We start from the raw sequence: 19,753 nt of genomic DNA on the forward strand, positions 1-19,753 counted from the left end.
GACACTCTTCGGATCGGATCGCGAGTGAGGAGGACTGGTTGGCCACGCGGGAGCGGAGTGGGTTCTGGGTCAACGCCGCCGCGGCGCTGTTCTACCCGATCTCCTGGCTGGGCAAGCGGGAGTACCGGGGCGTGGAGCACCTCCCGGCGACAGGCGGCGCCGTGCTGGTGATGAACCACGTCTCGCACCTCGACCCACCCAACGACGCCGTGTTCGTGCACCGCAACAGGCGGGTGCCCCGGTTCATGGCCAAGGACAAGCTGTTCTCCGTCCCGCTGTTCGGCCGGATGCTCGCCGGGTGCGGCGGCATCCCGGTCTACCGCGGCTCGGCGATGGCCGCCGACAGCCTGCGCGCCGCGCACGCGGCGCTGCGCGAGGGCAAGCTGGTGCTGATCTACCCGGAGGGCACCATCACCAGGGACCCGGCGGGCTGGCCGATGCGCGCCCGCACGGGCGTGGCGCGGCTGGCACTGGAGAACGACGTCCCGGTCATCCCGGCGGCCCGCTGGGGCACCAACCTCATCTGGGACGGCTACGGCAAGCGGTTCCGCCCCCTCCCGCGCAGGCGGGTCGTCACCGCCCTCGGCGCGCCCATCGACCTGTCCGGGCACCGCGGCAGGCCGCTGACCGCCGCGCTGCTGCGCGAGGTCACCGACCTGATGATGGGCCAGGTCCGGGACCTGCTGGCCGAGGTGCGCGAGGAGCAGGCGCCGCAGGAGTTCTTCACGCAGGCCGCGCGCGAGCGGACCGACAGCGCAGAGAGTGGGAGCTGAGCCATGGCTGGGCACATCGCCGTCCTCGGGGCGGGCTCGTGGGGCACGGCGTTCGCCAAGGTCATGGCCGACGCGGGCCGCGACGTGGTGCTGTGGGCGCGGCGGCGCGACCTGGCCGAGGCGATCACCGACAAGCGGGAGAACGCCGACTACCTGCCCGGCATCGCCCTGCCGGACCGGCTGACCTCCACATCGGACCCGCGCCGGGCGCTCGACGGCGCGCACACGGTGGTGCTGGGCGTGCCGAGCCAGACCATGCGGCACAACCTGACCGCGTGGGCGGGCCTGATCGACGGCGACGCCACCCTGGTCAGCCTGGCCAAGGGCGTGGAGCTGGGCACCCTCAAGCGGATGAGCGAGGTCATCGCCGACGTCACCGGCGCGGGGGAGGACCGGATCGCGGTGGTGTCCGGGCCGAACCTGGCCAAGGAGATCGCCGAGGAGCAGCCGACCGCGACCGTGATCGCCTGCCGCGACCACGACCGGGCGGTGGCCCTGCAGGAGGCGTGCACCACCGGTTACTTCCGCCCGTACACGATCACCGACGTGGTCGGCTGCGAGCTGGGCGGGGCGTGCAAGAACGTCATCGCGCTGTCCTGCGGGATGGCCGACGGGCTCGGCTTCGGCGCCAACACCCTCGCCACGCTGATGACCCGCGGCCTGGCCGAGACCTCGCGGCTGGGCGCCGCGCTCGGCGCCGACCCGATGACCTTCGCGGGCCTGGCCGGGCTCGGCGACCTGGTGGCGAGCTGCTCCTCGCCGCTGTCGCGCAACCGCACCTTCGGCGCCCGGCTCGGCCGCGGCGAGTCCATGGCGCAAGCGCAGTCCGCGGCGCACGGGCAGGTCGCCGAGGGGGTCAAGTCGTGCTCGTCGATCCGGGAGCTGGCGATGCGCCACGGCGTCGAGATGCCGATCACCGAGGTGGTGCACCGGGTCTGCCACGACGGCTTCGACCCCCGAGAGATGGCGGGCGCGCTGATCGGGCGCAAGACCAAACCGGAGCGCGAGCGATGAGCAACCCCCAGCGCGGTGACGGGACCCGGTGCGTGCACGCGGGCTCGGCCCCCGCCGTCCCCGGCGTCCCGCTCGGCCCGCAACCGGTGCTGGCCGCCCCGTACCACCTGGCGCACTACGCCGACGGCTCCGACTTCTACGGCCGGGCGTCCAACCCGACCTGGCGGGCCCTGGAGTCCGCTCTCGGCTCCCTCGACGGCGGCGAGAGCGTGGCCTACTCCTCGGGCATGGCGGCGATCTCCTCGCTGCTGCGCACCGTCCTGGGCGCGGGGGACACGGTCGTGCTGCCCTCGGACGGCTACTACCTGGCCCGCTCCTACGTCCGCGAGCACATGTCCGCCCTGGGCCTGGACGTCCGCGAGGTCCCCACGGCCGGGCCGTGGTCGCCGGACCTGGTGCGCGGGGCGAGGCTGGTGCTGCTGGAGACCCCGTCCAACCCGGGGCTGGACGTCTGCGACATCGCCGAGATCACCGAGTGGGCGCACGCCGAGGGCGCGCTGGTGGCCGTGGACAACACCACCGCCACCCCCCTCGGCCAGGTCCCGATCGAACTGGGCGCCGACTTCACCGTGGCCAGCGACACCAAAGCCGTGGCGGGCCACAGCGACGTCGTCCTGGGCCACATCACCGCCGCCGACGCCGACTGGGCCGCCCGCCTGCGCGCCGAGCGCACCGCCTCCGGCGCCGTGCCCGGCCCCTTCGAGGCCTGGCTCGCCCACCGCGGCCTGGGCACCCTGGACCTGCGCCTGTCCCGCCAGGCGGAGAACGCCGCCGCCGTCTACCGAGCCCTGCGCGAACACCCGGCCGTCACCGGCCTGCGCTGGCCGGGCGCGGCAGCGGACCCCGCCCACCCCATCGCCGCCCGCCAGATGCGCCGCTTCGGCGGCGTCATCACCTTCACCCTCCACAACGCCCCCGCCGTCGAGGCGTTCCTGTCCCGCTCCACCCTCATAGCGTCGGCCACCAGCTTCGGCGGCCTCCACACCTCAGCCGACCGCCGAGCCCGCTGGGGCGACGCGGTCAGCCCCGGCCTGCTCCGCCTGTCCTGCGGCTGCGAGGACCCCGAGGACCTGGTGGCGGACATCCGCAAAGCCCTCTGATCCCGAACACCACACCCCACCCAGAATCTCCCAGCGCCCGGCCTGCCGAAGGGCTGGATCGGGTGGTTCTGCGTGGTTGGGGGAGGCGATCATGTGCAAGCCTCGGTAGGGCGTGAGGGTGCCCTTCCCCTCACTTTTGACCCTCACGCACATGATCGTCGTAGGGGTCCCCGGCCACACAGAATCACCCGATCCAGCACCCCACCAAAGCGCCCCACCAAACCGACAGCCGGGCCCCACAAGGAGACCCGGCCGTCGGAACACCCCTAAACAGGCAACTCCATCTGCATCACCACATCCGGACTAGGCGTCGCAGACCCACCGCTCGGCTCCACAGTCACACCGATGTTCTGCGCACCCCCGATCCCTCCGGTGTTCAACAGCGAAGCCTGCCCCGACGCGTTCGGCGCCATCAGCCCGATCGACTTCGGCGCCCCCTCGCCCATCAGCCAGACCTGGTAGATCTTCCCGTCCGGCGCAGCGGGCACGTTGCCCGCCAACAGCATCACCTGCCCGCGGTCCCGGGAGAGCAGCACCGTGCCGCTGAGACCGCCCGCGGCGGTCCCGGACACAACCTTGGCGTCCCCAGCGGACAGCAGGTTGGACATCGCCGCCGCCTGATCACGCGACTGGTCGAGCTCGTTGCCGTTGCGCACGAGCAGCACGCCCAGCGACACCGAGACGACCATGAGGACGGCAGCGGCCGCGCCGAACAGCTTGGTGGCCAGCGGGACCCCCGACCGCCGCTCCCGGCGAGCGCTGAGGTCGTCGACCGGTGGGAGCTGGCGGACCTCGGCGATGCGGGCCAGCACCCGGGCCTTGAGCTCCGGCGGGGGCGCCTCGGACGCGGCCTCGCCCAAGCGGGTCGCGGTGGCCCGCAGCTCGCGCACCTCCTGGGCGCACGACTCGCACTCGACGAGGTGGCGTTCGAACTCGGCGCGTTCGAACTCGGGTATGGCGTTGAGCGCGTACGCCCCCGTCAACGCGTGGATGTCTGCGTTCATCGGGCCACCCCCAGGCAGTCGCGCATGCGGATGAGTCCGTCGCGCAATCGGGTCTTGATGGTTCCGAGCGGGGTGCCGAGCAGTTCGGACACCTCCCGGTAGGTCAGTCCGCGGTAGTAGGCCAGTTCGACCGACTCCCGCTGCAAGTCCGTCAGGGTCGACAGGCAGCGGCGCACCTGCTCGTGCTCGAGCCGGGTGCTCACCACCTCGGCCACCTCGTCGAACTCCCGCGTGGTCTCCCTGCGGTGCGCCCGGTCCTCGCGGTCGGTGGCGGCCTGCGCGGAGCGGACCCGGTCGACCGCCCGCCGGTGGGCGAGGGTCATCACCCAGGTCATCGCGCTGCCGCGCTCCGGGGCGTACCGGGCGGCGGTGCGCCAGAGCTCCAACATCACTTCCTGGGTCACCTCCTCCGATTGCGCGGGGTCGCGCACGATGCGCCGCACCAGTCCGTACACCGGTCCCGACACCAGGTCGTAAAGGCCCTCGAAGGCGTGCTCGTCCCCGCGGGCCACCTGCTGGAGCAAGTCTGCGGCGTCCGGTGGGGACGGCGCCACCGCCGGGACCTCGGCGATCCGTCTCACTCGTTCGGCCATCTTCACCCTGCTCTCGTCCGGTTCTCCCGCCACAGCGCATTCGGAACGGGTGCCACGCGCGGATGGGTGGCACCACGAACTGGTGTTTCCCACCCAGTGGACCAGGTGGCGACCGCCGAGCGCTCCTGGTTGGGTAGTCCCGTGATCACGCGTGTCGAGACCCCTGTGCGGGATGCCCGCCCGGTCTGCCGCGCGCTCTGTTCCTGTCGGTGACCCGGTCCCCCTCGGACGTCCACCCTCACAGGAAAGTTGCGTAGGCCCCCCATGTTCGACGTTCCCGCGAACACCGTCCCGTCCACCACCGCGCTCGACGCGCTCGTCAGCCACCCCGTGCGGGTCGCGCTGGCCGTCGCCGCCGACCGCGACCGCTGGCGCTCGAAGCTGCGGTACGACCCAGAAGAGCGCTACGCGACCCTGGTCGAGCGCACCGCCGACCAGGAGGTCTGGCTGATGGCCTGGCTCCCCGGCCAGACCACCGGTCTGCACGACCACTCCGACACCACCGGCGCGTTCACCGTCGTGTCCGGCACCCTCGCCGAGCAGGTGGCCCACCGGGGCCACCCCCGCCAGGCGCTGCACACCCTGGTGGCGGGCCAGTCCCGGGTGTTCGCCCCCGGGTACGTCCACACCGTGCACAACCCGGGCCCGGACCCCGCCATCAGCATCCACGTCTACCGGTCGTCGAGGCCCGTGCTCGGCCGCTACCGCCTGGACCCCGTGACCGGACCTGAGCCGCTCTGACCGGTGGCGACGTGGCCGGGGACCGACCAGGTCCCCGGCAGGTCGGCAGCGGGAACGGGCGTGCCGCGGGTCAGCGCCAGCGGCACGTGCCCGGCCCACGCGGTGTCGGCGGCGACGTCGTCGGGGTCGTCGCCCGGCCCGCCCGCGCGGATCTTCACCGCCGCCTCCGCCAGGTCGATCGAGAGCACGGCCGTCTTCGCCAGCTCGCGCCCGTTCGGCGGGCGGGCGTGGTCCCAGGAGCCCGGGGTCAGGTGCTCGGTGATGACCCGCAGGGCCTCGGCCTTGGCGTCCGCGCCGGTCACCGCCACGGCCGTGCCGTGCACGACCGCCGAGCGGTAGTTCATCGAGTGGTGGAACACGGAGCGGGCGTAGACCAGGCCGTCGAGGACGGTCACCGCGACGCACACCTCGATCCCCGCCGCGGCCGTGCGCAGGCTCAGCGCGCCGGTGGAGCCGTGGACGAACATCGTGTCCCCGGCGCGGCCGTACCCGGTGGGCAGCACCAGCGGCGCGCCGTCGACGACCGTGGACAGGTGGCACACGAGCCCCGCGTCGAGCACCGACCACAGCGCGTCCCGCTCGGTCACGGCGCGCTTGCGGCCCCTGCGGATCGTCGAGCGGTCGGTCGCGGACAGCGGCGGGGTGGGTGGGGTGTTCACCCGTCCAGTCTCCGGGGTCAGGTGGCATGCTTGTAGAGCCAAAGCCAAGTGATTTCAGGAGGCCACTCGTGGCAGACAGCCCCGCCCTGCCGGTGAAGCTGGACCGCGGTTCGGCCACCCCGCTGGCGGTGCAGCTCGCCGAGGAGCTGCGCGCCTTCGCCGCCGACGGCAGGCTGCGCGCGGGCGACCGGCTGCCCTCGACCCGGGCGCTGGCCACCCAGCTCGCGGTCAGCCGCACCGTCACCGCCGCCGCCTACGAGCAGTTGCACGCCGAGGGCTGGATCGCGGGCAGGCACGGCTCGGGCACCTACGTCACCACCGCCCCGCCCGGCGCCCCGCGCGCCCGCCCCCGGCCGCCGCGCGCCGCCTCGGTCACCGGTCCCGCCGTCGACCTGCGGCCGGGCGCGCCCTGGGTCGGCGGGATCGACCGGGCCGCGTGGCGGCGGGCCTGGCGCGGGGCCGCGGACCGGGCCCCGCTCAGCCGCCCCGAGCGCGCGGGCGTCCCGGCCTACCGGGCGGCCGTGGCCGAGCACCTGCTGCGCCACCGCGGTCTGCGGGTCAGCGGCGAGTTCGACGAGGGCGGGCGCGGCGAGTCGGTGCTGGCCACCGGCGGCACCACCGCCGCCGTCGGCGAGATCGCCGCGTCCGTGCTGCGCCGCGGCGACACGGTCGCGGTGGAGGACCCCGGCTACCAGCGCGCCGTCGCCGCGTTCCGGGCCGCCGGGATGCGCGTGGTCAGCCTGCCCATCGACGCCGACGGGCCGCTGCCCGACGCCGTGCCCGCGGGCGCCCGCGCCGTCTACTGCTCGCCCGCGCACCAGTACCCGCTGGGCAGGCGGATGTCGGCGGGGCGGCGGGTGGAGCTGGTCGAGCGGGCCCGCCGCGCGGGCTGGCTGGTCGTCGAGGACGACTACGACGGCGAGCTGCGCTACGACGTGGCGCCGCTGCCGCTGCTGGCCGCGCTCGCCCCGGACGTCGTGGTGCACCTGGGCACCACCAGCAAGATCCTCAGCCCGACCCTGGGCGCCGGGTGGATGGTCGCGCCGCCGCAGGTGGTCACCTCGGTGCTCGAGCACCGCGACGAGACCGGCACCAGCCCGGCCGCCGCGGGTCAGCTCGTCGTGGTCGAGCTGGCCCGCAACGGCGACCTGGGCAGGCACCTGCGCAGGCTGCGCCGGGAGCTCTCCGAGCGCCGCGACATGATCGTCAAGGCGCTGCGCGGGGCCGGGCTGGACCTGCTCGGCGACGACGCGGGCGCGCACATCGTCGTCCCGCTGCCGGACCCGGCCGCCGAGCGCGCGGTGATCGACGCGGCCCGGCCGCTGGGCCTGGTGCTCGACGGTCTCGGCCGCCACCACCAGGGCAGGCAGGTCTGGTCGGGCATCGCGCTCGGCTACGCCGCGTGCTCGCGCGAGCAGCTCGCCGCGGCCCTGCCGGTGCTGGCCGAGCTGCTCACCGCCCCCCGGTAGTGTCCCGGCCATGGCCAGTCCGAAGATCCGCGTCGCCGTCGTGTTCGGCGGGCGCAGCACCGAGCACGCCGTCTCCTGCCTGTCGGCGGCCGGGGTGCTGGCCAACCTCGACCCGTCGGCCTACGAGGTCGTGGCCGTCGGCATCACCCGCGAGGGCTCGTGGGTGCTGGGCCCGGAGGACCCCTCGGCGCTGCGCATCACCGACCGCGCGCTGCCCACGATCACCGAGGGCACCGCGCTGACCCTGCCCGCCGACCCGACCTCGGTCGGCCTGGTGGTGCTCGAGCCCGGCCGCGAGGGCGAGGTCGTCAGCGGCGTGGACGTGGTGTTCCCGCTGCTGCACGGCGCCTACGGCGAGGACGGCACCATCCAGGGCCTGCTCGAGATGGTCGGCGTCGCCTACGTGGGACCGGGCGTGCTGGCCTCGGCGGTGGCGATGGACAAGGGCTTCACCAAGCGGCTCCTGGCCGCGGCGGGCCTGCCCGTCGGCCGCTTCGTGGAGCTGCGCCGCGGCGCGCTGACCCTCACCGACGCCGAGCGCGACCACCTGGGCCTGCCGGTGTTCGTCAAGCCGTCGCGCGCGGGCTCGTCTACCGGCATCAGCCGCGTCACCTCCTGGGACGACCTGCCCGCCGCCGTCGCCGCCGCCCGCGCCATCGACCCCAAGGTCCTCATCGAGGCCGCCGTCGTCGGCCGCGAGGTCGAGTGCGGCGTCCTGGAGTTCCCCGACGGCCGCGTCGAGGCCTCGGTCCCGGCCGAGGTCCGCCTCACCGACGACTCGGTCGACTGGTACGACTTCGACGCCAAGTACGTCGACGCCGTGGCGGAGCTGGACATCCCGGCCAAGCTCGACGACGACGTCACCGAGCGGTTGCGGGCGATGGCTGTCGAAGCCTTCCGCGCCCTGGACTGCCAGGGCCTCGCGCGGGTCGACTTCTTCGTCGGCCAGGACGGCGGGTTGACCGTCAACGAGGTCAACACCATGCCCGGCTTCACCCCCACCTCCGCCTACCCGAAGATGTGGGCGACGACGGGCGTCGACTACCCGTCCCTGCTCAGCACCCTGGTCGAGACGGCCCTGACGCGGGGCACCGGCCTGCGCTGACCGCCAGGAGCACGCCCTAGGGGCGGACCGGCTGCGCGGGCAGGGCCTGACCCACCACTTCGGACACCTTCTGCAGCGGTCCGGTCCCCAGGCCGTCCGGCAGCGTCAGCGCGACGAACACCGGTCGGTCGACCGCGAACCAGGTCGCCGCGCCCGTTCCCTCGACGGGCAGCCACTGCACGCCCGACACGACCCGCAGCTGCGACGTCGGGGTCAGCTCGGCGGGCTTGGCCAGCCCGCACCGCAGCACCACCGGCTCACCGACCCGGTCGCCCCAGGCGGCGGCGCCGACCGGGGCCGGGTCGGCCAGCGGGAGCCGGTCGAGCGCCCCGCCGTTGTTGGGCAGGGCCTCGGGCAGGGCGCCGACCAGCGCCGAGCACGAGGCGGAGGCGGCGTCGGGGGAGTCGACCGGGACCAGGCCCAGCGGGCCGGTGCGCGGGGTCGGCGCTGGGGACTGGGCGGGGGTGTCGCTCGCGCCGCCGAGGAGCTGCCCGGCCACGACGATGCCCACGGCCAGGAGCACGCCCAGGACGGCGGCGACGGCGATCGCCCGGGTGGACAGGCCCGGGGGCGGCTGGCGTCCGGCGGCGGGCTCGGTCGTGGTGGCGTCCTCTGTCACCCGATCAGTTGACCACGGCTCAGAGGTGGACCACCGGGCAGGTCAGGGTGCGCGTGATGCCGTCGACGTTCTGGATGTTGGCGACGACGAGCTGCCCGAGCAGGTCGACGTTGTCGGCCTCGGCGCGCACGATCACGTCGTAGGGCCCGGTGACATCCTCCGCGGTCGTCACGCCGGGCAGCCCGGCGATCTCCCCCGCCACCTCCGCGGCCTTGCCCACCTCGGTCTGGATCAGGATGTATGCGTGGACCACGGCGCGCCCCTTCGCGGCTAGGTGTCCCCAAGAGGTAGGAACGTGTCCAGCAACGTACCCCAGTCTCGCGTCTCGGTGGGGGATCCGTTGGTGGGTTGTCCAACTGTCGGTGATCGGAGGAACGGGTGGGACCTGAGCCGGAGACGGTCGCCGAACTCGGCGAGTTCGGGCTCATCGAGCGGGTGGTCGGTGGCAGGCGCCAGCCCGCCACCACCCTGCTCGGGCCGGGCGACGACGCCGCGGTGGTGGTCGCGGGCGACGGCCGGGTGGTCGCGTGCACCGACGTGCTGGTGGAGGGCGTGCACTTCCGCTTCGACTGGTCCGACCCCGTGCACGTGGGGCACAAGGCCGTCGCCGCCAACCTCGCCGACATCGCCGCGATGGGCGCCTCGCCCACCGCCGTGCTCGTCGGTCTGGCCTGCCCGCCGACGACGAAGGTCCCGGTCATCGACGGCATCTTCGCCGGGATCTTCGCCGAGGCGGGCCGCGGCCGTGCCGGGGTCGTCGGCGGCGACACCACCTCCGGGCCTGCCGTGGTGATATCCATCACCGCGCTGGGCGACCTGGGCGGCCGGGCCCCGGTGCTCCGGGGCGGGGCCATGCCCGGCGACGTCGTCGCGGTGGCGGGCAACCTGGGCTGGAGCGCCGCCGGGCTCGCCGTGCTGCGCCGCGGTTTCCGCTCCCCGGTCAACGTCGTCGCCGCGCACCGCGCCCCCGAGCCGCCCTACGCCGCGGGCGTCGACGCGGCCGAGGCCGGGGCCACCGCGATGATCGACGTCTCCGACGGCCTGCTCGCCGACCTCGGCCACATCGGCGCCGCCTCCTCGGTCGCCATCGACGTGCGCACCGACCTGGTCCAGGTGCACCAGCGGCTGGTCGACGTCGCCTCCGCGCTCGGCGGCGACCCCAGGCACTGGGTGCTGACCGGCGGCGAGGACCACGCGCTGGCCGCCACGTTCCCCGGCCCGCACTCGGTGCCCAAGGGCTGGCACACCATCGGCACCGTCGGCCGGGGCGAGGGCGTCACCGTCGACGGGAAGGCCTACCAGGGCGCGGTGGGCTGGCAGCACTGGCGCTGAGGCGCGCGCCGCGTGGTCCACAATGGGATGTGCACCGCTTGGAACACCTGTCCTACGACCACCCCGACTCGGCCCGGCTGATCGCCGAGGTGCGGCGGGAGTACGTGGTCCGCTACGGCGGCGTCGACCTCACCCCGGTCGACCCGGCCCAGTTCGCCCCGCCGCGCGGCCTGTTCCTCGTCGCCTACCTCGACGGGGCGCCCGTGGCCACGGGCGGGTGGCGGGCGCGCGGCGGGCACGAGGCGGAGATCAAGCGCATGTACGTCAGCCCGGCCGCGCGCGGCCGCGGCCTGGCGCGCGCCGTGCTGGCCGAACTGGAGCGCACCGCGGCCGCCGCCGCGCGCCACACCCTGGTGCTGGAGACCGGCACCAAGCAGCCCGAGGCCATCGCCCTCTACGAGTCCGCAGGCTACGTCCCGGTCGAGTCGTTCGGCTACTACGCCGACGAGCCCGAATCGGTCTACCTGGGCAAGAATCTGCCCGCGACCGGCCCCGCCGAGGCCGGGCCCCCGCACCGGTAGGCTCCACCGCCGTGCCGAAACCGCTTTCCGAGATCGTCGAGGCGGGGTGGGCCCAGGCCCTCGCCCCCGTCGCAGACCAGATCGCCACCATGGGCGAGTTCCTCCGCACGGAGATCGCCGAGGGGCGCCGCTACCTGCCCGCGGGGGAGAACGTCCTGCGCGCCTTCCAGCAGCCCTTCGCCGACGTCCGCGTGCTCATCGTCGGCCAGGACCCCTACCCCACCCCCGGCCACGCCGTGGGCCTGTCCTTCTCCGTCGCCCCCGACGTCCGCCCGATCCCCAAGAGCCTGATCAACATCTACAAGGAGTACCAAGAGGACCTGGGCCACCCCAAGCCCGCCAACGGCGACCTGACCCCCTGGGCCGAACACGGCGTCCTCCTGCTCAACAGGGCCCTGACCGTCCAGCCCGGCAAGGCCAACTCCCACCAGAACAAGGGCTGGGAGCCGGTCACCGAACAGGCCATCAAGGCCCTCGCCGCCCGCGGCGGCCCGCTGGTGGCGATCCTGTGGGGCCGCAACGCCCGCAACCTCAAGCCCATGCTCGGCACCGTCCCCGCCATCGAGTCGGCCCACCCCAGCCCGCTGTCCGCGCACGCGGGCTTCTTCGGCTCCAAGCCCTTCAGCCGGGCAAACGAACTGCTGATCGAACAGGGCGGCGAGGCGGTGGACTGGCGGCTTCCCTAGCACTCGCGCCCCCGGGCGACGCGTAGCCTGGATGTCGCGTCACTGCCCGAACGGGGAGGTGCCCGTGTCCGACATCGGCCGCGGCATCCGCGGTATCCGGCACGCGCGCGGCAAGTCGCTCGCCGTGGTCGCTGGGCTGGCGGGGATCAGCGAGGGGCACCTGTCCAAGCTCGAGCGCGGCCAGCGCGCCCTCGACCGGCGATCCCTGATCATCGCGCTCGCCAACGCCCTCGAGGTGTCGCCCGCCGAGTTGGCGGACGAGGCGGCGTCGGGACCGGACCCCGACGGGTCCGAGGCCGCGGTGGACGACGTGCGGCGCGCCCTGCTCGCGGTGGGCGTGGGTGCGGCAGGCGGACAGGTGCTGCCCGTCGACGTGCTCGCCGAGCGGGTGGACGGGGTGTTGACCGCCCAGCAGCGGTGCGGGCACGAGGTCGTCGGCGCGGGGCTGCCCGCCCTCATCCGCGACGCGCACGCCACCGAGGCCGCCGGGCGGGACACCCGGCGGGTGCGGCGCCTGCTCGCCCTGCTGCACGTCCAGGGCACGCAGGCCTGGCTGCGCGACGTGGGTTCCCCGCTCGACCTGGGGTGGCAGGCGGCCGTGCTGGCCCAGCGCGCGGCCGACACCCTCGACGACCCCGTGACCGCCCAGGTCGCCGCGTTCGGCGTCGCGCACGGCCTGCTCGCGGCCGGCGCACTCGACCTGGCCGCGGGCGCGCTGGCCGCCGCCCCGCGCCCGACCCGCACTCCCGTCGAGGTCCAGGCCACCGGGATGCTCGTGTTCACCGACTCGCTGCTGGCCGCGGCGACCCGCACCGGAGACGGGCACGCCGCCCTCGACGAGGCCGCCGACCTGGCCGCGCGGGTCGGCGAGGGCAATGCCCTGCACTTCGGGTTCGGGGTCAGCAACGTCGCCGTGTGGCGGATGGCCGTCGCGCTGGAACTCGGCGACCACGCCGCCGCCGCGCGCCTGTCCGACACCGTGTCCCCGAACGCCATCCCCTCCCCGCAACGCCGCGCCGCCTACTGGGCCGACCGGGGCCGAGCCCTCACCCGCGTCCGCGGCCGCCGCGCGGACGCCGTGCGCGCGCTCCGCGAAGCGGAGCGGATCAGCCCCGCGCGGGTCCACCGGCACCCGTTCACCAGGGCCGTCCTCGCCGAACTGGTCACCAAGGCGCCCAACGACGCCGTCGGCCGTGAGCTGCGCGGAATGGCCCACCGCGCGGGCCTCCGCTAACCCACCGGAGTGACCTTGCCGCCGTGGCAAGGCGCGCGGTCCTGCGACTCCTGGCGTCGCGGCATGCATTCCGAGCACGAGGCACTACGCCTGGCCACGGCCCTGCTGGCCGATCTGACCGGCGCGGTGGGAACACTGCTGGACGTCCCTGACGCCCAGCAGGGTCCCGCCCGCGTCGACCTGTTCCACGAATTGGTCCGCGCGGCCCGCGGCGCTTGTTCGGCGCTCTCCACCGGGCGCTGCGACCACGAGTCCTTCGACACCTTCGAGGCGGTTGTGACAGCGATCTCGCTGACACGACCACCCAGCCGCCGTGTCGCGGACGCGATCCCCTCACCTCTTCTTGACTGACGTTCAAGAAACCCTCTACCGTTCTTCTTGAACAGCGATCAAGACAGTGTGGAGGCGGCTATGGGCGGCACGTGGGACCGCGCGGACGTGGACTTCGACTCGGATGGGACGCGGTGCGCCGCTTGGCTCTACCGGCCCGTGGGTGTCGAGGGGCCGGTGCCGCTGGTGGTCATGGCGCACGGGCTGGGGGCGGTGCGGGAGTGGCGGCTCGACGCGTTCGCTGAGCGGTTCGCGGAGCAGGGGTGGGCTGTTCTGGTCTTCGACTACCGCTACCTCGGCGCCAGTGGTGGCGAGCCTCGGCAGATGCTCGACATCGGCGCGCAGCTCGCGGACTGGCGGGCGGCGTTGGCGTTCGGGCGGTCGCTGCCCGGGGTCGACTCCGCGCGGATCGCCGTCTGGGGCACCTCTTTCGGCGGCGGGCACGCCCTCTCCACCGCCGCCCAGGACCACGGTGTGGCGGCGGTGGTGGCGCAGTGCCCGTTCACCAGCGGCCCGGCGTCCCTGCTCTCCCGCATCCGCAGCGGCCCGGTGAGCGCGCTCTGGTTGGGGGTGGCCGCCGTCGTTGACGCCGTGCGGGCGCGGTTCGGTGCGCGTCCGCTGCTGATGCCCATGGCGGGGGTGTGGTGGATGCCCGCGTTCCTGGTGGCGCGCGGGGCGATGGCGGGGGCCGCGCGGCTGGTGCCGGAGGGAACCGTCCTCTCGCGACGCACCAGTGCGGCCGTTCGCAGGCTGGGGCCGCTGCGGCGCGCGCTGCCACCGGGAATGCGGCTCAGCGGGGCCGACGGGTTCGACCCCGCCGCCACCCCGATCGGGCGCGACTCGATCTGGGGCGTCCTCAACGGTCCCGGGGGCAGCTTCGCCGCGGCCAACGCCCTCGCCGCCCGGCTCGTCCTGCGGCTGCCGTTCTACCGGCCCGGCGCCGACCTCGGCCGGATCACCGCTCCGGTGCTCCTGAGCGTGTGCGACCGCGACTCCGCCGCTCCCGCCGCCGCCACCCGCCGCTACGCCGAGGGACACGCCCACGTCCAGGTGCGGCGCTACGACCTGGACCACTTCGACATCTACATCGGCGAGGCGTTCGAGCAGGCCGTGGCCGACCAGACAGAGTTCCTCGCTAAGAGCTTCGCCTGACCCCCGCGAGACTCTCCGCGCTCTGGACGTATGCAGCGACCACACCCCGCCGCTGCTCCGCGTCCGGGGTGTGCGTCAGCAGCCCCTCGATCGTGAAGACCCCGATGCGCACCACTGGGTCCAGCCGCTCCTCCGGCACACCGAGCTCGGCGAGCCGCGCGCGCAGCAACGCCTCACTGCCCGCGTGGAACCCGTCGTGCCACTCGCGGACGCGGTCCGAGTACGCCACCCTCGCGTGCACCGAGGCCACCAACCGGTTGACCTGGTCCAGCTCCGACACGATGTCCAGCAGCTGGTCGGCAAGCGGCTTCTGACCCTCGCTCAGGGCCCGTGTGCTCGCCTCGGCCAAGACCTGGTCCAAGACGGCGATGAACAGGTCGTCCTTGCCGGGGAAGTACCAGTAGATCGTGTTGGCGGCGACGCCGGAGTCGGCGGCGATGCGCTGCATGGACACCGCCTCGTAGCCGCGGGCCGCGAACAGCGCGCGGGCGGCGGTGACGATCTCGCCGCGCTTCTCGTCGCTGTCGCGGGGCCTGCGGTTGCGGGGCACTACGCCTTCTCCAGGTACTCGGCCTTGTCCTCGCGGACGACCTGGGCGACCATGCCCGCCAGGCCGGGGTAGGCGTCCAGGTCCGGGTCCTCGCCGATCAGCGCCTGGGCCACCACCCGCGCGTCGGCGATGATCGCCTCGTCGCGCAGCAGCGACAGCATCTTCAGGCCGGACTTGGCGCCGGACTGCGACGAGCCGAGGATGTCGCCCTCGCGGCGCAGTTCCAAGTCGAGCCGGGCCAGCTCGAAACCGTCCAATGTGGAGGAGACGGCGTCGAGCCGCTCTCTGGTCGAGGTGCCGCCGGGGACCTCGGTGACCAGCAGGCACACGCCCGGCGCCGATCCCCGGCCCACCCGGCCGCGGAGCTGGTGGAGCTGGCTGACGCCGAAGCGGTCCGCGTCGAGGATGACCATGGCGGTGGCGTTGGGGACGTTCACGCCGACCTCGACGACCGTGGTGGCCACCAGCACGTCGACCTCGCCCGCGGCGAACGCGCGCATCACCCGGTCCTTGTCCTCCGGCGCCATCCGCCCGTGCAGGACGTCGACGCGCAGGCCCTTGAGCTCGTCGGCGGCCAGGCCCGGGGCGACGTCGGCGACCGCGAGCGGGGGGCGGCGGTCGGAGCCGTTGTCCGAGGGCGGGGTGTCCTCGTCGCCGATGCGCGGGCAGACGACGTAGGCCTGGTGCCCGGACTCGACCTCCTCGCGCACCCGCTGCCACACCCGGCCCAGCCACGCGGGCTTCTCCGCGACCGGCACCACGGTCGTCGAGATCGGCGACCGGCCGGCGGGCAGCTCGCGCAGCGCCGAGGTCTCCAGGTCGCCGTAGACGGTCATCGCGACCGTGCGCGGGATCGGCGTCGCGGTCATCACCAGCACGTGCGGGGTCAGCTCGCCCGCCCTGGCGCGCAGGGCGTCGCGCTGCTCGACGCCGAAGCGGTGCTGCTCGTCGACCACGACGAACCCCAGGTCGGCGAAGGCCACCTTGTCCTGGATCAGCGCGTGCGTGCCGACGACGATGCCCGCCGCGCCGCTGGCCGCGTCCAACATGGCCTGCCTGCGCTGCGCCGTCGACAGCGAGCCGGTCAGCAGCGTCAGCGCCGTGGCGTTCTCCGCGCCGCCGAGCTGCCCGCCGCCCGCCAGGTCGCCCAGCATCTCCGCCAGCGACCGGGCGTGCTGGGCGGCCAGGACCTCGGTCGGGGCCAGCAGCGCGGCCTGCCTGCCGGAGTCGACCACCTGCAGCATCGCCCGCAGTGCCACGATCGTCTTGCCGGAGCCGACCTCGCCCTGCAGCAGCCGGTTCATCGGCACCGTGCCCGCCAGGTCGGCGGCGACGGCCTCGCCCACCTCGACCTGGCCCGCGGTCAGGGTGAACGGCAGCCGCCGGTCGAACGCGTCGAGCAGACCGCCGGGCTTGGGCGGGCAGGCGGGCGCGGGCCGCGCGCCCGCCGCCGACCGCCGCTTGGCCAGGGTGAGCTGCAGCGACAGCGCCTCGTCCCACTTGAGGCGGGTGCGGGCGGTCTCCAGGTCGGCCCACTCCGCCGGGCGGTGGATCGACCGCACCGCGGTGTCGTACGCGGTGACGTTCAAGCGCTTGCGCAGCGGCTCGGGGAACGGGTCCTCGATCTCGTCGAGCATCGCCAGCGCCTGCTGCACGCACTGCGCGATCTGCCAGGACTGGATCTTCGCCGAGGACGGGTAGACCGGGATCAGCCCGCCCGCGAACTCCTCGACCGGCGGCGCGGCGGCCGGGTCGTCGGGGTCGGCGTCGAGGAGCTGGTAGTCCGGGTTGGCCAGTTGCAGCTTCTGCCGGAACGCGGTCACCTTGCCCGCGAACAGGGCGCTGGTGCCCGGCTTGAGCTTGTCCATGTGCCACGGCTGGTTGAAGAACGCGCACTCCAGCTCGCGCTTGCCGTCGGTCAGCTTGATCTCGACGATGCTGCCGCGCTTGGTGCGCATCTGCCGCCGGTTCACCGACACCACCTTGGCCATCACCGTCACGTGCTCGCCGACCTCCAGGCCCGCGATGTCGGTGAGCTGTCCGCGCTCGGCGTAGCGGCGGGGGTAGTGGCGCAGCAGGTCCCCGGCGCTCTCCAGGCTGAACGCCGAGGCCAGCGCGTCGGCCGACTTCTTGCCCACCACCCGGTCCAGCCGCTCGCCCAGGGCCGTCATCGCCGTGTCGCCTCCCATACCCGTGTCGGTGCGCGGCCGATTATGTCGAGCCCGTCCGACACGCTCTCACTCCAGTCCGAGGACCAGCGCCGTGTCGGTCTGCCCGCCCCGGTAGACGACCAGGCCGGCGTCGGGCCGCTCGGCGCGCAGGTGCGCGGCCAGCGCCTCCTCCAGATCGTCCGGGGCGTCGCGGCCGAGCAGCGCAGTCACCAGCTCCCCGCCCGCGGCCAGCATCCGCGCGGCCACCCCGCACGCCGCCCTGGTGACCGTCCCCGGCCCCGGCGGACCCGGCTCGACCAGCACCACCTCGCCGTCGGCCAGGCCGAGCACGTCGCCCGCGCGGCACGGGCCGATCCAGGTGATCGCGTCCTCCACCGCCACCCGCACCTCCCCGCGCCTGGTCGCCGCCGCGGCCTCGGTCATGGCCACCACGTCGTCCCCGGCGCGCCTGCGCGGGTCGTGCACGGCGATCGCGGCCAGCGCCTGCACCGGCGACGCGCACGGCACCACGACCACGTCCTGCCCGCCCGCGACCGCGCGGATCGCCGCCTCGTCGGCCAGCTCCATCAGCACCGCGTGGCCGGGCAGCACGGTGACGTGCGCGGCCCCGGTCCCGGTGATCACCTGCAACAGCTCGTACGGGGTCGGCTCATGCCCGTCGTCGACCCGCAGCACCGACACCCCCTCGGCGATGAGCAGCTCGGCCAGGCCGTCGCCGCGCACCGGGGCCACCACGGCCCGGCCCCTGGTGAACCGCTCGCCGCCGTCCGGGGCGGCGTCGGCGAACCGGGCCACCCTGATCCGCCGCGGACCGCCGACCTCGACCCCGGCCTCGATGGCCGCGCCGACGTCGTTGCAGTGCACGTGCACGGTCCACAGCCCGGCGCCGTCCCCGACGACCGACACCGAGTCGCCCAGCCCCACCAGCACGTCGCGCAGCCGGGTGGCCGCGGCCTCCTCGACCCCGTCGAGCAGGTACATCACCTCGTAGGCGAACAGGTCCGACCCGGCCTCCCGGTCGGCGACGTGCGGGTTGGCCCGCCTGGGCGCGGTGGTCGGCTCCGGCCGCAGGTCCGGCTCGCGCTCCTCGACCACGGCCAGCAGCGCCTCCAGCAGCACCACCACCCCGCGCCCGCCCGCGTCGACCACCCCGGCGTCGGCCAGCACCCGCAACTGCCTCGGCGTGTGCTCCAGCGCCGTCACCGCCGCCCGCACGCTCGCCGCGGCCACCTCGCGCAGCGACCCACCCGCCGCCGCGGCGTCGGCGGCCGCCCGCGCCACGGTGATCATCGTCCCCGGCACCGGCTCGGCCATGGCCCGCGTGGCCCGCTCCGCGCCGCCGCGCAGGGCCGCCCCCAGCAGCGGCCCGTCGAGGGCGGGTCTGCCGCGCACCGCCTCGGCGAACCCGCGCAGGAACTGCGACAGGATCACCCCGGAGTTCCCGCGCGCCCCGGTCAGCGCCCCGGCCGCCAACGCCCCGACCGCCCCGCCCGCGTCGGCCCGCTCCGCCGACGGCGCGCGCAGCAGCGCCTCCAGCGCGGCCCGCGCCGTGCCGAGCAGGTTGGACCCGGTGTCCCCGTCGGCGACGGGGTAGACGTTGATCCGGTCGATGTCGGCCCGGTGGGCGTCCAGCGCCCGCACCCCCGCCGCCGCCCAGCGCCGCACCGCCCCCGCGTCGAGTGCCTCCAGCAACCGGGCCTCCAGCCGTCCGTCCGTGCCAGCGAGGGTAGCCGGGGCACCCGGTTTGGAGCGGCTGACCGGCACGGGCTACTCTGTGCAGACGCCTGGGCCCCGCCTGGGTTCTAGTACGTGCGCCCGCCTGGCCTCACGGCCGTCGGGCACCCGCAACCTGAAGGAGTTCGACGTGGCTGCCGTGTGCGACGTCTGTGGCAAGGGGCCAGGCTTCGGCAAGTCGGTCTCGCACTCGAACCGCCGAACCAACCGTCGGTGGAACCCGAACATCCAGACCGTGCACGCCAGGCTGGGCATCTCCCAGCGCAAGCGCCTGAACGTGTGCACTTCCTGCCTCAAGGCGGGCAAGGTCGTTCGCGGCTGAGTCGAGCCCCAGACAAACAATCCGAACCGGCGCCAGTGCCCCGCACTGGCGCCGGTTCGGCGTTTCCCGGGTGTTCGCGGCCGGCAGAGGTCATCTCTCCGGTGCCGGTCACCCGCTTTGGTGGTCTCGTCCCCGCAGGAACCTGACCCGCTGGTGCGGGTCGGCCTGCGGGCGTCGCCGATTCGGCTGCGTTCACGGCCTGGTGCCGCGGGGCGGGCACGATGAGGTGCTGGACGTCGACGTGCGGCGCAGGCCTGATCTGTGGCCTTGTCGGGCCGGGGTGAGTCAGTGGGTGGTGCCAGTTCGGCTGCGCTTGACCACCGCCCGCGCAGGCTGAGGGGGCCTGAAGGCGCCGATTCGGCCTGTGCTCGGACCGCCGTCCCGGGAGGGGGCTCGCGCCTGGTGTCGCGGAGCGGGCACGCTGAAGGCCCCCGGTGGTGGTGCTTGCTGGTCGTCGCTGCGCGGTGCTGGCTCGTTCAGCGCGTTGTCGGGCTGTGGTGGGCAGACGGTGGGTGGTGCTGGTTTGGCTGTGTTCGGATCACCGTTCTCGCAGGGTGTGGGTAGTCGTCCACGGTGGGTGGAGGTTCGGTGGTGCTGACTCGGTCTGCGGTGTTGTCGGATGGGTGGCAGCCAGTGGGTGGTGC

The 19,753-nt window shown here is 74.3% G+C and carries 21 protein-coding genes; 13 read left to right on the plus strand and 8 right to left on the minus strand.

The window, feature by feature from the left end; all coding sequences use genetic code 11:
- Positions 1–38 precede the first annotated feature (38 nt).
- From GCL84_RS04750 to GCL84_RS04760, 3 genes are read left to right on the plus strand one after another with little or no spacing between them, the layout of a single operon-like run.
- Positions 39–773 carry a lysophospholipid acyltransferase family protein gene (locus GCL84_RS04750; protein WP_156754113.1) on the plus strand — a complete coding sequence of 245 codons (735 nt, stop codon included), beginning with the start codon at positions 39–41 and terminating at the stop codon, positions 771–773.
- A 3-nt stretch (positions 774–776) separates the two neighbouring features.
- Complete coding sequence (locus GCL84_RS04755; RefSeq protein ID WP_156754114.1) at positions 777–1,787, plus strand: NAD(P)H-dependent glycerol-3-phosphate dehydrogenase; 1,011 nt, start codon at positions 777–779, stop codon at positions 1,785–1,787.
- Complete coding sequence (locus tag GCL84_RS04760) at positions 1,784–2,887, plus strand: cystathionine gamma-lyase (protein WP_156754115.1); 1,104 nt, start codon at positions 1,784–1,786, stop codon at positions 2,885–2,887. Before GCL84_RS04755 ends, GCL84_RS04760 begins: the two co-directional genes overlap by 4 nt.
- A gap of 266 nt (positions 2,888–3,153) precedes the next feature.
- Here GCL84_RS04760 and GCL84_RS04765 read toward each other — a convergent pair whose 3' ends face one another.
- Both GCL84_RS04765 and GCL84_RS04770 read right to left on the minus strand, forming a co-directional pair.
- The gene (locus tag GCL84_RS04765) at positions 3,154–3,891 is read right to left on the minus strand and encodes an anti-sigma factor (protein WP_156754116.1); all 738 of its coding nucleotides are present in this window, start codon (positions 3,889–3,891) and stop codon (positions 3,154–3,156) included.
- Positions 3,888–4,484 (minus strand): sigma-70 family RNA polymerase sigma factor, encoded by a 597-nt coding sequence (locus GCL84_RS04770; RefSeq protein WP_156754117.1) that lies wholly within the window; start codon positions 4,482–4,484, stop codon positions 3,888–3,890. Before GCL84_RS04770 ends, GCL84_RS04765 begins: the two co-directional genes overlap by 4 nt.
- 264 nt (positions 4,485–4,748) lie before the next feature.
- Here GCL84_RS04770 and GCL84_RS04775 point away from each other — a divergent pair, with 264 nt between their 5' ends.
- The gene (locus tag GCL84_RS04775; RefSeq protein WP_156754118.1) at positions 4,749–5,225 is read left to right on the plus strand and encodes a cysteine dioxygenase; all 477 of its coding nucleotides are present in this window, start codon (positions 4,749–4,751) and stop codon (positions 5,223–5,225) included.
- Here the strand turns inward: GCL84_RS04775 and GCL84_RS04780 are convergent.
- Positions 5,186–5,884 carry a pyridoxamine 5'-phosphate oxidase family protein gene (locus tag GCL84_RS04780; RefSeq protein ID WP_197523024.1) on the minus strand — a complete coding sequence of 233 codons (699 nt, stop codon included), beginning with the start codon at positions 5,882–5,884 and terminating at the stop codon, positions 5,186–5,188. The two genes, GCL84_RS04775 and GCL84_RS04780, sit on opposite strands and share 40 nt — an antisense overlap.
- Before the next feature lie 26 nt (positions 5,885–5,910).
- Here GCL84_RS04780 and pdxR point away from each other — a divergent pair, with 26 nt between their 5' ends.
- Together pdxR and GCL84_RS04790 are read left to right on the plus strand one after the other, a co-directional pair.
- The gene (gene pdxR, locus GCL84_RS04785; RefSeq protein WP_156754119.1) at positions 5,911–7,353 is read left to right on the plus strand and encodes a MocR-like pyridoxine biosynthesis transcription factor PdxR; all 1,443 of its coding nucleotides are present in this window, start codon (positions 5,911–5,913) and stop codon (positions 7,351–7,353) included.
- Positions 7,354–7,363: 10 nt separating this feature from the next.
- Positions 7,364–8,458 (plus strand): D-alanine--D-alanine ligase family protein, encoded by a 1,095-nt coding sequence (locus GCL84_RS04790; protein ID WP_156754120.1) that lies wholly within the window; start codon positions 7,364–7,366, stop codon positions 8,456–8,458.
- Between the two features lie 16 nt (positions 8,459–8,474).
- Here the strand turns inward: GCL84_RS04790 and GCL84_RS04795 are convergent, their stop codons facing one another.
- Complete coding sequence (locus tag GCL84_RS04795) at positions 8,475–9,077, minus strand: DUF3515 domain-containing protein (protein WP_407924365.1); 603 nt, start codon at positions 9,075–9,077, stop codon at positions 8,475–8,477.
- A 19-nt stretch (positions 9,078–9,096) separates the two neighbouring features.
- Positions 9,097–9,330, minus strand: coding sequence for an Lrp/AsnC ligand binding domain-containing protein (locus tag GCL84_RS04800; protein WP_156754121.1), 234 nt, complete (start codon positions 9,328–9,330; stop codon positions 9,097–9,099).
- 125 nt (positions 9,331–9,455) lie between these two features.
- Here GCL84_RS04800 and GCL84_RS04805 point away from each other — a divergent pair, with 125 nt between their 5' ends.
- The 6 genes from GCL84_RS04805 to GCL84_RS04830 all read left to right on the plus strand — a co-directional run bounded on the left by GCL84_RS04805 (position 9,456) and on the right by GCL84_RS04830 (position 14,332).
- Positions 9,456–10,409: a thiamine-phosphate kinase gene (locus GCL84_RS04805; RefSeq protein WP_156754122.1), complete on the plus strand. Its 954-nt coding sequence runs from the start codon at positions 9,456–9,458 to the stop codon at positions 10,407–10,409.
- Between the two features lie 29 nt (positions 10,410–10,438).
- On the plus strand, positions 10,439–10,930 hold the full coding sequence (locus GCL84_RS04810) for a GNAT family N-acetyltransferase (RefSeq protein ID WP_156754123.1): 492 nt from the start codon (positions 10,439–10,441) through the stop codon (positions 10,928–10,930).
- Positions 10,931–10,941: 11 nt separating this feature from the next.
- The gene (locus GCL84_RS04815; protein WP_156754124.1) at positions 10,942–11,616 is read left to right on the plus strand and encodes a uracil-DNA glycosylase; all 675 of its coding nucleotides are present in this window, start codon (positions 10,942–10,944) and stop codon (positions 11,614–11,616) included.
- A gap of 64 nt (positions 11,617–11,680) precedes the next feature.
- On the plus strand, positions 11,681–12,850 hold the full coding sequence (locus GCL84_RS04820; protein WP_235925997.1) for a helix-turn-helix domain-containing protein: 1,170 nt from the start codon (positions 11,681–11,683) through the stop codon (positions 12,848–12,850).
- A gap of 63 nt (positions 12,851–12,913) precedes the next feature.
- The gene (locus tag GCL84_RS04825) at positions 12,914–13,201 is read left to right on the plus strand and encodes a hypothetical protein (protein ID WP_156754126.1); all 288 of its coding nucleotides are present in this window, start codon (positions 12,914–12,916) and stop codon (positions 13,199–13,201) included.
- Between the two features lie 60 nt (positions 13,202–13,261).
- Positions 13,262–14,332: an alpha/beta hydrolase gene (locus GCL84_RS04830; protein ID WP_156754127.1), complete on the plus strand. Its 1,071-nt coding sequence runs from the start codon at positions 13,262–13,264 to the stop codon at positions 14,330–14,332.
- Here the strand turns inward: GCL84_RS04830 and GCL84_RS04835 are convergent.
- From GCL84_RS04835 to GCL84_RS04845, 3 genes are all read right to left on the minus strand, one after another.
- Positions 14,316–14,882 (minus strand): TetR/AcrR family transcriptional regulator, encoded by a 567-nt coding sequence (locus GCL84_RS04835; RefSeq protein ID WP_156754128.1) that lies wholly within the window; start codon positions 14,880–14,882, stop codon positions 14,316–14,318. The genes GCL84_RS04830 and GCL84_RS04835 overlap by 17 nt on opposite strands.
- Positions 14,882–17,053: an ATP-dependent DNA helicase RecG gene (gene recG / locus GCL84_RS04840; protein ID WP_156754133.1), complete on the minus strand. Its 2,172-nt coding sequence runs from the start codon at positions 17,051–17,053 to the stop codon at positions 14,882–14,884. Before recG ends, GCL84_RS04835 begins: the two co-directional genes overlap by 1 nt.
- A gap of 66 nt (positions 17,054–17,119) precedes the next feature.
- A complete protein-coding gene (locus GCL84_RS04845) occupies positions 17,120–18,742 on the minus strand; it encodes a DAK2 domain-containing protein (protein ID WP_156754134.1) in 1,623 nt (540 codons plus the stop codon).
- Between the two features lie 175 nt (positions 18,743–18,917).
- Here GCL84_RS04845 and rpmB point away from each other — a divergent pair, with 175 nt between their 5' ends.
- Positions 18,918–19,109: a 50S ribosomal protein L28 gene (gene rpmB, locus GCL84_RS04850; protein WP_018682090.1), complete on the plus strand. Its 192-nt coding sequence runs from the start codon at positions 18,918–18,920 to the stop codon at positions 19,107–19,109.
- Positions 19,110–19,753 lie beyond the last annotated feature (644 nt).

The organism is Actinokineospora pegani (assembly GCF_009745975.1).
GTDB classification, from domain to species: domain Bacteria; phylum Actinomycetota; class Actinomycetes; order Mycobacteriales; family Pseudonocardiaceae; genus Actinokineospora; species Actinokineospora pegani.

Coding starts and splice junctions, on each gene's coding strand:
- GCL84_RS04755 (WP_156754114.1), top strand. CDS start 777: ATGGCTGGGCACATCGCCGTCCTCGGGGCGGGCTCGTGGGGCACGGCG.
- GCL84_RS04760 (WP_156754115.1), top strand. CDS start 1,784: ATGAGCAACCCCCAGCGCGGTGACGGGACCCGGTGCGTGCACGCGGGC.
- GCL84_RS04765 (WP_156754116.1), bottom strand. CDS start 3,891: ATGAACGCAGACATCCACGCGTTGACGGGGGCGTACGCGCTCAACGCC.
- GCL84_RS04770 (WP_156754117.1), bottom strand. CDS start 4,484: ATGGCCGAACGAGTGAGACGGATCGCCGAGGTCCCGGCGGTGGCGCCG.
- GCL84_RS04775 (WP_156754118.1), top strand. CDS start 4,749: ATGTTCGACGTTCCCGCGAACACCGTCCCGTCCACCACCGCGCTCGAC.
- pdxR (WP_156754119.1), top strand. CDS start 5,911: ATGCTTGTAGAGCCAAAGCCAAGTGATTTCAGGAGGCCACTCGTGGCA.
- GCL84_RS04790 (WP_156754120.1), top strand. CDS start 7,364: ATGGCCAGTCCGAAGATCCGCGTCGCCGTCGTGTTCGGCGGGCGCAGC.
- GCL84_RS04825 (WP_156754126.1), top strand. CDS start 12,914: ATGCATTCCGAGCACGAGGCACTACGCCTGGCCACGGCCCTGCTGGCC.
- GCL84_RS04830 (WP_156754127.1), top strand. CDS start 13,262: ATGGGCGGCACGTGGGACCGCGCGGACGTGGACTTCGACTCGGATGGG.
- recG (WP_156754133.1), bottom strand. CDS start 17,053: ATGACGGCCCTGGGCGAGCGGCTGGACCGGGTGGTGGGCAAGAAGTCG.